12 protein-coding genes are annotated in these 15,664 nt (G+C 54.3%); 3 read left to right on the top strand and 9 right to left on the bottom strand.

Annotation, left to right across the window (positions count from 1 at the left end):
- Window positions 1-16: 16 nt before the first annotated feature.
- The 4 genes from WHS46_11085 to WHS46_11070 are packed head-to-tail and all read right to left on the bottom strand — an operon-like array spanning window position 17 to window position 4,512.
- Window positions 17-709 carry a PIG-L deacetylase family protein gene (locus WHS46_11085; protein MEJ5349217.1) on the bottom strand — a complete coding sequence of 231 codons (693 nt, stop codon included), beginning with the start codon at window positions 707-709 and terminating at the stop codon, window positions 17-19.
- Window positions 660-2,126, bottom strand: coding sequence for a glycosyltransferase (locus tag WHS46_11080; protein MEJ5349216.1), 1,467 nt, complete (start codon window positions 2,124-2,126; stop codon window positions 660-662). Before WHS46_11080 ends, WHS46_11085 begins: the two co-directional genes overlap by 50 nt.
- Before the next feature lie 27 nt (window positions 2,127-2,153).
- Complete coding sequence (locus WHS46_11075) at window positions 2,154-3,158, bottom strand: GNAT family N-acetyltransferase (GenBank protein MEJ5349215.1); 1,005 nt, start codon at window positions 3,156-3,158, stop codon at window positions 2,154-2,156.
- A gap of 4 nt (window positions 3,159-3,162) precedes the next feature.
- Window positions 3,163-4,512 carry a hypothetical protein gene (locus WHS46_11070; GenBank protein ID MEJ5349214.1) on the bottom strand — a complete coding sequence of 450 codons (1,350 nt, stop codon included), beginning with the start codon at window positions 4,510-4,512 and terminating at the stop codon, window positions 3,163-3,165.
- A 77-nt stretch (window positions 4,513-4,589) separates the two neighbouring features.
- Here WHS46_11070 and WHS46_11065 point away from each other — a divergent pair, with 77 nt between their 5' ends.
- The gene (locus WHS46_11065; protein ID MEJ5349213.1) at window positions 4,590-5,204 is read left to right on the top strand and encodes an HAD family phosphatase; all 615 of its coding nucleotides are present in this window, start codon (window positions 4,590-4,592) and stop codon (window positions 5,202-5,204) included.
- Window positions 5,205-5,463: 259 nt separating this feature from the next.
- Window positions 5,464-7,458, top strand: a complete 1,995-nt coding sequence (locus WHS46_11060; GenBank protein MEJ5349212.1) for an acyl CoA:acetate/3-ketoacid CoA transferase — start codon at window positions 5,464-5,466, stop codon at window positions 7,456-7,458.
- A 285-nt stretch (window positions 7,459-7,743) separates the two neighbouring features.
- Here the strand turns inward: WHS46_11060 and ldhH are convergent, their stop codons facing one another.
- From ldhH to dctP, 5 genes are all read right to left on the bottom strand, one after another.
- Window positions 7,744-9,939: an L-lactate dehydrogenase (quinone) large subunit LdhH gene (ldhH, locus tag WHS46_11055; protein ID MEJ5349211.1), complete on the bottom strand. Its 2,196-nt coding sequence runs from the start codon at window positions 9,937-9,939 to the stop codon at window positions 7,744-7,746.
- Entirely contained in the window at window positions 9,936-10,493 is a 558-nt protein-coding gene (locus tag WHS46_11050) for a lactate utilization protein (GenBank protein ID MEJ5349210.1), read from the bottom strand. The genes ldhH and WHS46_11050 overlap by 4 nt, the downstream gene beginning before the upstream one ends.
- Before the next feature lie 113 nt (window positions 10,494-10,606).
- Window positions 10,607-11,950 carry a TRAP transporter large permease subunit gene (locus WHS46_11045; GenBank protein ID MEJ5349209.1) on the bottom strand — a complete coding sequence of 448 codons (1,344 nt, stop codon included), beginning with the start codon at window positions 11,948-11,950 and terminating at the stop codon, window positions 10,607-10,609.
- A gap of 23 nt (window positions 11,951-11,973) precedes the next feature.
- Window positions 11,974-12,489, bottom strand: a complete 516-nt coding sequence (locus tag WHS46_11040) for a TRAP transporter small permease subunit (protein MEJ5349208.1) — start codon at window positions 12,487-12,489, stop codon at window positions 11,974-11,976.
- Between the two features lie 72 nt (window positions 12,490-12,561).
- Window positions 12,562-13,719: a TRAP transporter substrate-binding protein DctP gene (gene dctP / locus WHS46_11035; GenBank protein MEJ5349207.1), complete on the bottom strand. Its 1,158-nt coding sequence runs from the start codon at window positions 13,717-13,719 to the stop codon at window positions 12,562-12,564.
- Between the two features lie 559 nt (window positions 13,720-14,278).
- Here dctP and WHS46_11030 point away from each other — a divergent pair.
- Window positions 14,279-15,664, top strand: coding sequence for an FAD-linked oxidase C-terminal domain-containing protein (locus tag WHS46_11030; GenBank protein ID MEJ5349206.1), 1,386 nt, complete (start codon window positions 14,279-14,281; stop codon window positions 15,662-15,664).

The raw sequence follows: 15,664 nt of genomic DNA, 5'->3' as shown, positions 1-15,664 counted from the left end.
GCAGGCTCCTCGTGATTCATTCGGGCAGGAAGACTCGGTGAAACCCTTCCGCATAAGTGTAAGGAGTCCCTTGAGCGGTCTTTCGAAACCGCTCTTCCAACCAAGCTCGAATATCCCGCACCGGATGAGCGTTCCACTGACTGACATGGCACTGAAGAGCTGCGATCTTGATCTCAAAAGTCTCCGAAATATCTTCCCGATGATTGATGTCTTCCGCTGCCCAAAACCAGGCTTCCTTGACCTTATGGGGTTCCAGTCCTTCGGTTAAAAGGTCAGGGTAAGCGAGATGGTCCCGAGCATAAGGAAAAAGGGCGTCCATAACCACTTGGCCCACAATGCGATGGTCCCGATGCCATAAATAGCGCCGGTACGGGTCCGAAGTAAGCACAATACTCGGTCGAAAATACCGAATCCAGCGGACCAGTTCCTTTCGGAAATCAGGCGTATCCTCGAGCCCTTGATCCGGGTAATGCAAAAACACCACATCCTGAACCCCGAGCACACGCGCTGCAGCCCTCTGCTCTTCCTGACGAATCCGGGCGAGGTCCTTGGGGTCCATAGAGCGGTCATTGGTACCCTTATCCCCGTCCGTGCAAATGACATAAACAACCTTTTTTCCGTCGCGCGTCCATTTGGCGATGGTTCCTGCAGCGCCGAATTCAGGATCGTCCGGATGCGCTGCAATAACGAGAGCATCGATGGAGTCCATTGAATCCAGTCTCCCTTTCATCTTTGAAAATCCCGTCGGGATAGATGAGGTCGCTCAAGGCCTGGGCTAAATCCTGAGCCACCCGGTTCCATGAATATCGTAGAGAGATGTCCCGGCGTACCGCCACGTGACGAGCGTCGGTTCCCGATCGGTCTTTGGCGATGGCCGTAAGTCCTCGAAGAAGTTCTTCAGGGCTGTTGTCTCGAAGCAACACGCCTGCCTCCGGCCGGGACAAGACCTCGGGTAAAACCCCCACAGGAGGTCCCACCACAGGTGTTCCTGAAGCCAAGGCTTCCAAAGCCACCAAACAAAAGCTTTCGTAATGGGAAGCAATCACCAAGGCATCGGCAGCCGCGTAAAAATCCGGAAGTCGAGCCTGTTCCACTCGACCTGCAAAGATGACTCGTCGAGAAAGACCGTGGGCCTCGACCATCTTACGAAAGGCTTCAAGGGATTTTTCTTCGGAAACGTCTCCTCCGACCACCAGAAGCCGTGCCGGTATTGACCGAGGCAGGCGTGCAAAAGCATCAAAGAGACGCTCTAGACCTTTGATGGGATCGAGACGTCCGACGAAAAGATACACGAGGGCATCTAAAGGGAGCTGAAGTTGTCGACGTGCTGAAAGCCTGTCCTTCGGTCGAAAGAGACATCCATCCACGCCACAGGGCACCACGGCGATGCGGCTTGGTGAAACGCCGTAATGGGTCATCAGAGCTTCCTTTTCCGAGTCGGTGGGAGCCAGCACACCATGGCTCTGGGAAGCCACCAAGTGTTCCGCGCACACGCGGCAAGAAGAATCCACGGTTCGCCCTAAAGCTTCCGCCTTGGAATGAGCCAATGTATGAAACATGATCACATGGGGTAAGTGCAGGCTATGAGCCGTGGCAAGCCCGGCAAGTCCCGAAAGCCAGTAATGACTGAAGATGACGTCAAAGGGCCTTTGCTTTGTCTTAGCATTCCCCGTATGCTTCAAGTGGTGTTCAAAAGCGGCCGGTAAAGTCTTGGTCCATACGGCTTGGTCTTGGGAAGCTCTGAGAATGGCTTGATGAAACGATTTCGTCGTTTTGATCAGTTCTGAAGGGTTGTGAGGTGCCTTGGTCGAGCATGGCACGGAGACCCAATGCACATTGGGCCCAAAGTAGCGTTGCAGGGTTTCCTTGGATTCTTCATTATCCAGAAAGGTCGGCCCGTCCAAGGGTTCTCCCACGAATAGATCCACCATGTGCCCGAGGGAAGCCAAAGCTCGAGACATTTCGCGAATGTAGACGCTCATGCCTCCCGTATCTCGGCGTCCGAGGGGTCCCAGAGGATTGGAATGGGCACAGACCATGGCGATACGAAGCCGTGGACCCCTTGGGCGCTCACTGGTTCCGGCGGGTCTTGAGGACCGAAAATCGAACCGGTGGCACATGCGCATGAACTTTCCGTTCCTCGAAGGATTTTCCTAAACCGTGTCCAAAGAGACTCGTACACGATACAAGGGAACTTCGCGTCCTCCCAATCTAAACTTGTAGTTTTCATCGCCGCGCAGGAATTCATACCGTTTACGCCCAAGCTCCACGGCATCTTTGATCGTGAAGACCGTGTGCATGAGCCCGACGCTCAGGTGGCCGAAAGCGGCGTCGTAGCCGTTGTTATATAGGAAAACAGCTTCAGCGTCATCAAAACACAACGCGGAGGCCACAGGAGACGCGTTTAAATCAAGAATGGATAGTCGCAACATGCCTTCGTGGCCCATGGTGCGGCACAAGGCTTCCAGGTAAGCTCTGACCGATGGGGTGAGAAAACGGGCCTTATCGTCGCGATTGCTTTGAAAAAGATGAAAGAAAACTTCCAGCGCCGGTTCCACTTCTGCCGGGGAAGTCACCACCCGAAACCGGACGGATCCGGCTTCTTCCAGCCGACGCATTTTGCGCCGGACTTCATGACGTTGTTTTCCATTGAGACTCTGCAGGTAACCTTCCCAGGATCCATCGAGAGGCATTTCCACCGTCACGTCGCTGCGTTCCACGGAAACACCATACCCTAAAGTCCGACACAAAGGCGCCAAATGGGTCATGACCTTCGATGCAGGACGCACGGGGAAAAGGTCCAAAGCCTTCAAACTCATATGACAAGCCGCCTGGACGAAAGCCCGACAGACATCGTCTTCTTTTCCCGGTACGGCCGCCACATCGAAATAGTCGCACACCTCGGGATCTCCTGCAAAAACCCCGACCTCTTTGAAGACTTTCAAAGGGCAATACCCTTCAAAACCACCGGGACCACGAGCGATCCAGAGACTCAAGGTGGTGCCTTGACCCAGTGTGTTGTGCCAGGCCTCCAGCCATGGCGGCGTGACAAAAATAGGAACACCCTTCCACAGATGGCGGGCGTTTCGCCACGCAGACCATAAGGGATCCAGGTTATCGATGATGGTCACCGTCGTTTCAGCCCATTCGCGTCCCACGATGTCAACCTTCTCCATCAATCCAATGCCAACGGGGGCCCGACGGCATATCTTCCACAATGACGCCGTGTGCGGCAAGAAAATCGCGTAAAACATCGGCCACAGGCCACAGTTTTTGTTGTCGAAACTTTTGTCTAAGCCGGACTATTTCCTCCACGAAAGGAGTTAAGACCACTCGTCTATCCTCGAGTGACAAGGTCAGACGCTGCGCCGTTTGAACGAGCCATTCCCGAAAGGTTTCCCGGCCTTGAGAAAGATCTTCGGCAGGGACCCCTAAGGTTGAAGCTTCCCATAGGAGTCGGTCCAAGTCCAGGAGGGCTCGCGCTGTGTCCCCTGGATTGCGGTGTGTCAAACCCTGTTCCAAACGATCTTCAGCATGACGAAGCACGGACCGGAAATCTTCAGGGTCCGGCGTAGATGGCGGCTGACACATGGATTCGGTATCACTTTGTAAGATCGTGGAGGAATCAGCCGCCACGCCTAGGGAAACCTTAAGCTCTTCCGCTATGTTCGTGACATCGGTGCCAAGGGCCCAGAGAACACTCAACGGAAAAGTGTCCCCTGAAGAAAACACTCTCTCATACGACGCGGAAGTTTTTCTCAGGGTCACGGTTCCTACGCCGCGAACAGCGGCGGTGCCTTGAGAAAAATCCATAATGAGAGCCGTATGCTCGTCAATGCCGACAATGACGGCATCGGAAGGAAGGAGCTTTTCCAGAACCTGAAACCGCGCCTTTCCCATGTAACAAAAGCGTGTGTCGTGGGTTCCTCCTTCCGCGTTGTTCCAATGAGGGACAATAACCAGGCGCAGACCCCACGGTTCCAAAAGGTCGATGCCCTCCGTCCAATGCACGTCCATACCTACTTTATAGATTTCATAGACGGGCAGTGTCTTCCATCCGAAACTGAGGGCGGCGGCGCTACTGGCCGTGATCACGGCCCCGTCGGCCAACCGGGATCGAAGAAGGTTCGGTACAGGGGAACCGATCCAATGTCGAGCGGCATAGGTGGGACTACCTGGACCCATGAGAATGTAATCGGCCTGTTGCAACTGCTTGAGTGTTCGGCGTCCCTGAGGTGTTTCCATGTCGTGACGGGATTTCAAAGAGGCCACATGCAAAGGACGACCGACACGGGTTTGAAAATATTCCTGAGCACGCTTGGAAATCTCGTCCACGTTCAGTTGAAATCCGGCGGGAGTATCGATAAAGAAGGCCAGTGGATCGGGGCCTTTGGATCGAAGAAGGGATTTGTGCACTTCCACCATGCTGGCGGTTAGTTCCCCCGATCCCATGAGCACCAGACAGCCGGCGGGCATAACCTGTGGTGGATGCAAGTGCGAGGACTGGTTCATTTCGATGAACCTACCTTTCCAGCTTTCGATGCTGATTGACACCCAGAAACTTAAGGTTTTTGAAAGGGAATGACAAGGTGCGGAACTACCCACGCACGGTGTTGTTCGATTTCGGGCGAGTCATCTCCGCGCCCAAACCGGTGAGCCTTTTTGAAAGCTACGAAAGGGATCTCAACCTCCCCTTGGGAACCATCAATCGTATCATGTTTGATGATCCCGTGTGGGAAGAGACTTTGCTGGGTCGCCGAAGCCTTGAGGAATACTGGCACGTTATCGGGCCTCGATTGGGCCTGCACGATGTCAAAGCCGTGGAGGCTTTTCGAGCCCGGTATGAGGCGGACGAAAGACCCAATGAACCGGTCATCTCCATGATTCGAAGCCTTCATGGGCGTGTGCCTCTGGCGGTTCTTTCCAACGCTCCTCGAGGGTTGTCGTCATGGCTGGAGCGTTGGGGTATTCTGCATTTCTTCGATGCGGTTTTTTGCTCAGCCGAGGAAGGCGTACGAAAGCCGTGGAAGGCAGCCTACGAGCTGGTTCTGAATCGGTTGGGAGTCTGTCCCCACCACGTCCTGTTTGTCGATGATGCAAAGGAAAACGTGGAAGCGGCCGCAGCCTTGGGGATGGTTTCCCATCTTTACCGGGACCCCATAGAGCTTCGCCGTTTCTTTAAAAATCAAGGGCTTGAACTTTGATCACCTTGGAGCCGGTTGCCTTTCCGAGAATCACAAACATCGTTAGATGAAGTGCCGTTTCAAAGGTGTGGGCGTGGCGGCGCCTCGCCCGTAGAAACCTGAAAATGGAATACTCCCGTGGAAGTGCGAACGTGCCGTCGGCCAAATGGCGGACCGGAACTCCGTGCTCCAAAGGGAAAACCCGATTTGGAAAAGTTTGCAGGCAAATCACAACACCGTGGCTTTATTTCACACACAACAAACCATACAAGGAGCGGGCATGACGAATCAAATTGTCTCAGGAACCCACCCCTTTCTCTCCCCTTATCCTCCCCAAAGAACGCCTAAAGGGAAGATTGTCAGCGCTCAGGAAGCCGTTCAAGTCATTCGCGATGGAGACACTGTGGCAACGAGTGGCTTCGTGGGCATCGGCTTTGCCGAAGAAGTGGCCATCGCCCTGGAAAAGCGTTTCTTGGAAACAGGAAAGCCGAGAAATCTTACCCTCTTTTATGCCGCCGGTCAGGGCGACGGGAAAGACCGCGGCCTGAATCATCTGGGACATGAAGGCCTGATCAAGCGTGTGGTGGGAGGTCACTGGGGCCTGGTCCCTAAACTCCAGCGTTTGGCCATGGAGAACAAGATCGAGGCCTACAATCTGCCCCAAGGGGTCATCGTGCACATGTATCGAGATATTGCCGCCAAAAAACCGCGAACCCTCACCACCGTCGGTTTGGGAACCTTTGTGGACCCAAGAAACGGCGGCGGCAAACTGAACAACATCACCACGGAAGACCTGGTGGAACTCATGATCATCGACGGGGAAGAGATTCTTGCGTACAAGACCTTTCCCATCCATGTGGCCATTATTCGCGGAACCACGGCGGACACCGACGGCAATATCACCATGGAACGGGAAGCTCTGACCCTGGAAACCCTTTCCTTGGCCACAGCGGCGCACAACAGCGGGGGCTTTGTAATCGCGCAGGTGGAACGTATCGCCGAGCGAGGAACCCTCAACGCCCGCCAGGTCAAAATTCCAGGGATACTCGTAGACTGTATCGTGGTGGCTTCTCCGAAAAACCACTGGCAAACCTTTGCAGTGCCTTACAATCCGGCCTTTTCTTGCGAAATTCGTGTGCCGATGACCACCGTGCCTTCCATTCCGCTTGATGAAAGAAAAATCATTGCACGGCGGGCTGCCTTTGAACTGAAGGCGAACAGTGTGGTCAATTTGGGCATCGGTATGCCTGAAGGGGTGGCCAATGTGGCTGTGGAAGAAAAAGTTCTCGAATATCTCACCCTGACCGCCGAACCGGGGGTGATCGGCGGGATGCCTGCAGGAGGTTTGAATTTTGGAGCTGCCGTGAATACGGATGCGGTCATCGATCAGACAGCTCAATTTGACTTTTATGACGGAGGTGGTTTGGACATTGCCTTTCTCGGCATGGCGCAAGCGGACGCTTTAGGAAACGTCAATGTGAGCAAATTCGGCCCCAAAATCGCAGGTGCCGGAGGGTTTATCAACATCAGCCAAAACGCCAAGAAAGTCGTCTTCATGGGAACCTTTACGGCGGGTGGGCTTAAGGTGGCTGTTGAAGACGGCACACTGCGCATTCTTGAGGAAGGAAAATCGAAAAAATTTGTCTCCAATGTCGAACACGTCACCTTCAGCGGGGCTTATGCTGTTCGGCGCAACAAACCCGTGCTCTATGTCACGGAACGATGTGTGTTCTCTCTCACCGGAGAGGGCATGGAACTGGTGGAAATCGCTCCAGGCGTGGACCTGGAGCGGGACATCTTGGCCCATATGGACTTTAAGCCTATTGTGCGAGGCACACCCCGTCTCATGGATGATCGCATCTTTTGGGACGAACCCATGGACCTCAAGACAGAATTGCTTTCTCTGCCCCTGGAACAACGTCTTGTCTTCGACCCCAAAGAAAATCTTTTCTTCGTCAATTTCGAAGGCTTCAGTGTCAAGACTTTGGAAGAAGTGGAAGTCATTCGGGAAGCCGTCGAAAAGATCCTCAAACCTTTGGGGCACAAAGTGTACGCCATAGTCAACTACGACAATTTCACCATTTTTCCAGACGTGGTCGATCCTTACACGGACATGGTCAAATACCTGGTCGACCATTACTACTCAGGGGTCACTCGTTATACGACCAGTGCGTTTTTGCGGATGAAGCTGGGGGATGCTCTGGCCAAAAGGGGTGTGGCTCCTCATATTTACGTGAGGGCCGAAGAGGCTCGAGAGGCGCTGAAGAAGCTGTAGAAGAGGTTTGTTTCAGAAAGGGCTTTGAGCGATTTTGGGGCGGACACATGGGTTCGCCCCTCCAGGGTTTTGGGTTTATAGGCGGAGACGTCGGTCCGCCTCGACGGGGTTTGGGGTTTCCGGGCGGACACATGGGGCCGCCTCGACGGGCTTTTTCTGGGGTTAGATGTCAAGAACGTGGCAAGTTCGCATGGGTGTTCGTCAACCAGCTTCCGGCGCACTTTCCTGGAAACGGATTGAAACCGGCTTTTTTCGATCTTCCCTCCATTTGGAAACTTTTCTTATTCAAGAATCTTTTGACTCGGTGCCGGCAGCCATTTTTCGGTACGTGAGGGCGACGGCTTCGGCGATGTGACAGACACGGACCGGGCGCCCTTGCTTGTGTGCGCCGCCTCGAAGCTGAAGGACACATCCCGGGCAGTCGGTGACCAACATGGATGCTTCGGCCGCCTCTACGGCATCCAGTTTTCTCTGCAATAAAGCCGCAGAAATTTCAGGAAATTCCAGGGAATAGGATCCCCCGAAGCCGCAGCACACATCTTCGTCCTTTGTGGGCACGTACTGAAAGCCGGCCGTTTTGAGAAGGGCTCGAGGGGCTTTTTCCACTTTGAGGCCTCGACACAGGTGGCACGGGGCATGGTAAGCGACTTTTTGTTGGGATGAGGTGAAAATTTCCGGGGAAACCTTGAGCCGATCGTGCAGAAATGAACTGAAATCGATGACTTTTTCGGCGAATTGCCGTGCTTTCTTTTCCCACACGGGATCGCCGGCAAGAAGTTTGGGATAGTTTTCCTTCATGTGTGAGCCGCACGAGGCGCACAGGGTGAGAATCCAATCGGTGCGGCTCAAGTCCACGCTCTTTATGTTGTGCACGGCCACATCTCGAGCCGTTTCTTTTTCCGAAGCCATGAGCGCCGGAAGCCCGCAGCAGGTTTGGTCCACGGGATAATCCACGGCGACGCCGTGATCGGCAAGGAGAGGCAGCACGGCTTGCGCCTGCTCGGGATACACGAAATCCACAAGGCATCCACCGAATAGCGTGACTCGATATTTTACGTCTTTAACTTGGGGCTGAAGGCGAGGCCAACGGTCTCGAAAAGGAACGGCTTGAATCACGGGAAGGCTACGAAATCCGTGTGCTTTGTCAAAAAAGAGCGGCAGATGTCGAAGAAAAGGTTCCTTGCCAGCTAGAGGTTTTTGAGCCAGAGCTGCGCGACGGAGCAGGAAGTGGAAAAGTTTTCGGTCCTTGAGAATCTTGGCAAGCACCATGTTTTTGATGGGCCGGCGGCCTTCCTGATCCAGAACATGGCGCATGGCGTTCTTGATCAGGTACGGAAGATCGATGCCGGCGGGGCAGACCGCCTTGCAGGCCTGACAGTTGAGGCAGTTCATGACCAAAGCCCGGGCGTTTTCCACGCCATGGTAAAAAGCCGTCAGAATCAGCCCGATAGCGCCGATATAGACATGGCCGTAATTGTGACCTCCTACCAGACGATAGATGGGACATACATTGGCGCAGGCTCCACATCGCACGCACTGAAGGGCTTGGGAAAAGACCGGATCCCTGGCCAAGGACAAACGGCCGTTGTCCAAAAAAATAATGTGCAGAATTTTTCGATCGGTAGACGAAGCTGCGCACGGCACCGCCCCCGTAATCCAGGTGACATACGTGGAAATGATTTGTCCTGTGGCGTTTCGCGGCAAGGCTTTCAGAATGGTTAAAGCGGTTTCCAGGTCGGGCACAAGCTTGTCGTAGCCCACCAGAGCCACATGGACTTTGGGCAGTGTGGTTACCAGCCGAGCGTTGCCTTCGTTCGTCACCAGACCCAGCGTCCCGGATTCGGCCACGGCAAAGTTGGCTCCGGAAATCCCCATGTCGGCTTCCAGATAAGCTCGGCGAAGAGTTCGCCGGGCCACTTTGACCATTTTTTCGATGTCGTCGGGATCTTGCTTTTCTCCGGTAACCTTTTCAAAAAGTTCCGCGACCTGATACCTGGAAAGATGAATGGCGGGAAGCACCATGTGGGAAGGGCCTTCGCGGCGCAGCTGGATAATCCATTCGCCCAGGTCTGTTTCCGTAACCGTGAAACCTTGTGCTTCCAAATGGGCATTGAGAAAAGTCTCTTCCGCCGTCATGGATTTGGATTTGATGATTTTGTGGACTCCGTTTTCACGAGCGATGGCGGCAATGAGTTCGTTGGCTTCCTGTGCCGTTTTGGCGGAATGCACCACGGCGCCGGCGGCTTCCGCTCGTTGTTTAAACTGAATGAACAGCTCTTCCAATCGAGGCAGGGCGGAAGCTTTACGGCGGGCGATATCGTCGATGAGGGATTCCAGGTCGATGCCTTCAAAGGCTTTGGCGCGAGATTCCCTATAAGCGCCGGCGAAGGTCTCGAGGGTTTGGCGAAGAAAGGTGTTGTCCAGAGCGTGGCGAAGCCTTTGTCGATAAGTTTTGATGTCTCGAGGGGCATGGGTTGTCATGAACAGGCCTCCTTGAGAATCAAGAGGTGCAATTGTTGAGGGCCGTGCACTCCGATGGTGAGAACCCTCTCGATGTCCGCCGTGCGGCTGGCCCCGGAAACAAAAGCCACATAACGAGGGGGATTCCCGTGCCAGGACTTGACGGCTTCAGCCACGTCAAAGGAGGATCGACGCAGGCGTTCTCGCGAAAGCACGGCCACGTGGGTTTCTGACAACATGGTGGCGATACGAAGATCTTCCGAGGTGGAATCCAAAACGAGGGTGCCCGTTTCCGCAATGCCCCAGTCGACGGGGGTGAGGGCCGTGTGGATCTCTTCCATGTGTCGGCGAAGAGGAGGTTGCAAGACACGAAGATCCTTCTGGGCGGCTTTTTGGACGAGAAGGTGTTGCACCTGGTCGGGAAGGCCCCATGGAGCAATGGTCGTGCCTCCCTGGGAAGTTGTAAGATCCACGGTGTAGGTCACCACCTCGCTCCATTCGTCACAATGGCTCACGAAGGTCTGCACTGCCTGAGCCTTCTGGGTCATGAGTTCCACCAGATCTTGATCGTTCATCGAAACCTCCTCAAAGCTTGGATGGGACGGTTCTTCTCCGTCCCATACGGCATGACCTGGACCTTCCGTCTTTTTGCATGAACTGACAAAGCTGTTCCTTTTACACACCCGTTTTATCGGCCGAAAAAGAGATTTGGAAGCCAGGTTACGGTTTCTGGAAAAAAGGCGATGATGAAAAGGCCGATAAGTTGCAGGACCACGAAGGGAACGATGCCTTTGTAGATGATCATCATGTCGTAGCCCTTCGGGGCGACACCGGCGAAATAAAACAGTGCGTAACCGAAAGGTGGTGTGAGAAAGGACGTCTGAAGATTGACGCACATAAGCATGGAAAACCATAAGGGATCGATTTCAAGTTCTAGAATAATGGGCATAAAAATCGGGACCGTGACCAGTAAAATGGCGGCCCAGTCCACGAACATACCCATGATGAAAACGATGAGCATCATGATAAAAACAATGGTCCATTTGCTCAGGCCGGAACCGATGAGCAGATCCGCCACCACGTCGCCTCCACCCATGCGCAGAAAGACGCCGCTGAAAAATTTCCCGCCGATAAAGAGCATCATCACCATGGCCGTGGTGCGAAGAGTGGCATAACTGGATTCCTTGAGAACTTTCCAGGTCAGCTTACGGTTTGCGACGGCAAGAAGAAAGGCACCAAGAGCTCCCAGGCCGGCGGCTTCCGTAGGCGTCGCCACGCCTCCCAAGATCGTTCCCATGACCATAAAGATCAAAGCCAGAGGAGGCACCAGAGACTTCATGGTCATGGCCATTTTCTGAGCGCCGGAGTAACGGCCGGCTTCTTCCTTGCTGATCGGCGGGCCCATGTCCGGGTTGATGAGACAGCGAAGAAGAATGTAGACAAAGTAGAGGGCGGAGAGAATGAGACCCGGAATGACGGCGCCTGCAAAGAGGTTTCCCACGGAGGTTTCTTTGAGCCCTGTGAGGCCGCCGTAGACGACCATCATGATGCTTGGAGGAATGAGAATACCCAGGGTGCCGGCCGCACAGATGATACCCGAGGTCATGGCCTTGTCGTAACCTTTTTCCACGAGGGCGGGTGCGGCAAGGAGTCCCATGGCCACGACGGAGGCCCCGATAATGCCTGTGGTGGCGGCAAAGACGGTGCAGACCACCACAACGGCCAGTCCAAGGCCGCCCTTGACGGATCCCAGCACGATGTAGAGAGACTCAAAAAGCTTTTCGGCGACTTTGGACCGATCCAGAAGCTGGGCCATAAAGATGAAAAGAGGGATAGCCACCAGCACGTAATTATCCATGATACCCCAACATTGATTCGCATACATGTTGAAGAGCATCTGGATATTGAAACCGTTGTCGATAAGACCGAAAAGAGTGGCCACACCCGCCAAAGTATAGGCCAGGGGATGACCGAGAGCCACGGCCACCACCAGGGTGCCGAACATGGCCACAGTGAGGACTTCAGGACTCATGGGACGTCACCTCGACACTGGGGTTAGGAACGATCTTTAAGAGATGCCAAATCGTGGAACAATTTGGACAGGCCTTGAAGCAATAGAAGAGTAAAGCTGAAGGCCATGAGAATCTTGATCGGCCAGATGGATGGAGCCCAACTGGTCGGGTTCTTTTCCATCATTTTTGCGGAATTGATGGCGAAGATCCACGTCCAGTAAGTGAGCAGGGTGAAGACGGGGATAAAGATCACGAGACTCGTGACGATAGAAAGAATGGTGGCGGGCCTCTTCTTGATGCGGGCGGTGAAGATATCCACCTTTACGTGACCGTTGTGCAGCTCGGTGTAGGCTAGCCCCAGCATGTAATGGACTCCGTAAAGGAAGGTGGTCATTTCAAAGCCCCAGATGGTGGGAGCATTCAAAACATAGCGCATGATGACTTCATAGATGACAACCCCACACAGGGGAAGAATCAAGAGGGCGCACAGGCGACCTTGCCGGTCGACAAAACCATCCACAAGGGTGCTGAACGGATTGGCCATAATAGATATCTCCACGGAAGGTTCCGACGACCCTTTGCGGAATCGCCGGAACCCTTGCTCATTGTACGGTTTGAAGATCGAGGGATCCTATTCGGTCACTCGCCCGGAAATATAGATTTCGTATGGCCAAGGAGCCACGCCGCTTCGAGCGTCACGCCACACGGCGTATTCCTCGAGAAAAGCTTCCTGGGAGTCCAGAACCTTTTTCACGTCCGGGTATTTTTCTTTCAAGGAATCCAGGTACTGCTTCGTGGTCTTGCGGAATTGAATGAGGGCGTCTGTATCCATGCGGACAAATTCGATGCGTTTCTTGAATTCTTGAATGGCCTTGGCGTTTAAAGCGTTGACCCAGTTGTAGCTCCAGAGCTGGGTTTCCATGGCGGCGATTTGGACGATCCATTTGAGATCCGGCGGGAGCTCATCCCAGGCCTTCTTGTTGAAGAATACGGCGCACTGGCAACCAGGCTGATGGACGCCCGGCTGAATGGAATATTTGGTCACTTCATCAAAACCCATGGGATAGTTGATGGCCGGAGAAGAGAATTCGGCGGCATCGATGACTCCACGCTCCAAAGCCAGGTACACTTCCCCTCCGGGAAGCGGGCTCACGGAAGCCCCCAGCATATTCATAATGTCCATATACCAGCCGGGTGTTCGCACGCGCAGTCCCTTGAAATCCTCCATTTTCGTGGCGCGCTTGTTGGAGAATAGGCCCATTTCCTGACCCACTTGCCCGCAGGGCAGCGCATGCAGTCCGAAACGGCCGTAAAGTTCCTGCATCATTTCCAAGCCGCCCTTTTCATAGAGCCAGATGTTGTAGCCTTCCGCATCCAGCCCAAAAGGCACGGAGGCGAAGGCGACAAAGGCTTCGTTTTTGCCCTTCCAGTAACCGGGCCAGTCATGGCCTACTTCGGCGGTGCCTTGAGCCACGGCATCAAAGGTTTGCATAGCCGGGACCAATTCGTCGGCGGAAAAAACCTTGATATCCAAACGCCCTGCCGACGCCAAACGGACACTGTCGGCAAAATGTTGGGCGATGTCGTAGAACAAGAGGCCCTTGGTCCAAGGCATCACCATCTTCCAGCGATAGGTCTTGTCGGAAGGTTTGAAGTCAACCTTTTTGGCCGTTTCGTGCCGCGGATCTTCCGCGAACTTGCCGCGTTGTTCCTTGGCTGCCAGAGCCGTTCCCAGTGCCAAAAAAACCGCCAAGACACACACCATTGTCACACTTGCCCAGCGCTTCATTGCCCTTTCTCCTTTGCTCCATTCCGCTGCAGGAATTGACTTCGTGGACAGCTGTTACCTCTTTGGACGGTTCACCTTCTGTTCCAGACCTTGACACAGATTCCAAACCCAGAGCCGCTGATTGAGACTCCCACCCCCCTTTCACGTTTTTTTTTCACGGTCGACGCGTCCGCTGAGCGCGGCGGGAGTGCGAGCAAGAGCGGCGGGGAAGAAAGAAAGGGTTTTGAAGATTTTTCTTTCATATCCCCAGAGCAAGAACCGGAGCCCACGCTGACACGCATCACCTACCAAGGGTGCCAATCCGGCTGATGGCTTGACCACACACTTTGCACAGGCTCCCTGGAGTGTCAAGAAAAATTTTCACAAAAGTCTTGCAAACCTCAAAGGACACTGCTAGGCTCCAGGGCGACAAGGCCGCCACCGCCACCTTTCTGGTCTCTATGTCATGTGGCTATACCATTTGCCATCCCTCCCCGTTCCAGGACCTGGGTAGCGGAGGCTTCACGTTGTTTTCACAGGTTCGCTCCCGGCCGGGGCGAGCGTATCCATGGAGGAACCCATGACGGCGACCCATTTCCTGAAGGCTCTTGAAGAAGTGGTGGGCAAGGACAACGTGTTCACGGACGAAGCCGATCGGGCGGTGTACGCCTATGATGCGGCAGTGTTGGATCCTGTGATGCCGGCTGCGGTGGTGAGGCCCTCAACACCGGAAGCTTTAGGACGCGTTGTTGGACTCTGTAACGAGAATGCTGTTCCCATAACGGTTCGTGGAGCTGGAACCAATCTGAGCGGGGGGACCATTCCCAAAGCCCATGGTGTGGTTGTCTTGACCAATGCCTTGAACCGTATTTTGGAAATCAACGTGGAAGATTTATACGCCGTGGTGGAACCCGGGGTTATTACGGCCAAGTTCGCTGCGGCTGTGGAAGCCCGCGGCCTTTTTTACCCTCCTGATCCTGGAAGCCAGGCGGTGTCCACTTTGGGAGGGAACGTGGCGGAAAATGCCGGCGGGCTGCGGGGCCTAAAATACGGGGTGACGCGAGACTATGTCATGGGCTTGGAATTTTTTGACGTAAACGGCGATGTGGTGAAAACGGGTTCTCGCACCGTCAAATGTGTCACCGGCTATAACCTGGCTTCCCTTCTTGTGGGTTCCGAAGGCACGTTAGGGGTCATCTACAAGATCATTCTTAAGCTCATCCCTCAGCCTCAGCACCGAAAATCCATGATGGCCGTCTTCGATCACGTGCTTGGCGCATCCCAAACAGTGGCAGCCATCATCGCCGAAAAGATTGTTCCGGCAACTCTCGAATTTCTCGACAATTTCACCATTCGCGCCGTAGAATCCTTTTCTCGAGCCGGCCTTCCCACGGAAGCCGCCGCTTTGCTTCTCATAGAAGTGGATGGCCATCCAGCTCAGGTGGAAGAAGACGCCGCCAAGGTGGAAGCCATTTGTCGAAAGCTGGGAGCTCAAAGACTTCGCGTGGCGGAAACGGCTCAGGAACGTGACAAGGTCTGGGAAGCCCGTCGAGCGGCTTTATCGGCTCTGGCCAAGCTCAAACCCACGGTGGTTTTGGAAGACGCCACGGTGCCTCGAAGCCGCATTCCCGAGATGGTGCAGGCCGTGCAGGAGATCGCCGCCAAGTACCATTTAACCATAGGCACCTTTGGGCATGCCGGGGACGGAAACTTGCATCCCACCATTCTCACGGATCGGCGCAACTCCGAAGAATGGCACCGCGTGGAAAAGGCTGTGGAAGAAATTTTTGACCGAGCCTTGGCTCTAGGTGGCACGTTGTCCGGGGAACACGGTATCGGGTTGGCCAAAGCGCCTTTTATGGAAAAGGAAACTACGCGAGCGACGCTGGAGTACTCCCGCCGTATCAAGAGGGCTCTGGATCCCAAAAACATTTTGAATCCCGGCAAGGTGATCGGGGAGGCGTAA

This window comes from Desulfosoma sp. (genome assembly GCA_037481875.1).
GTDB lineage: Bacteria > Desulfobacterota > Syntrophobacteria > Syntrophobacterales > DSM-9756 > Desulfosoma.
This window is presented reverse-complemented; position numbering and strand designations above follow the sequence as displayed.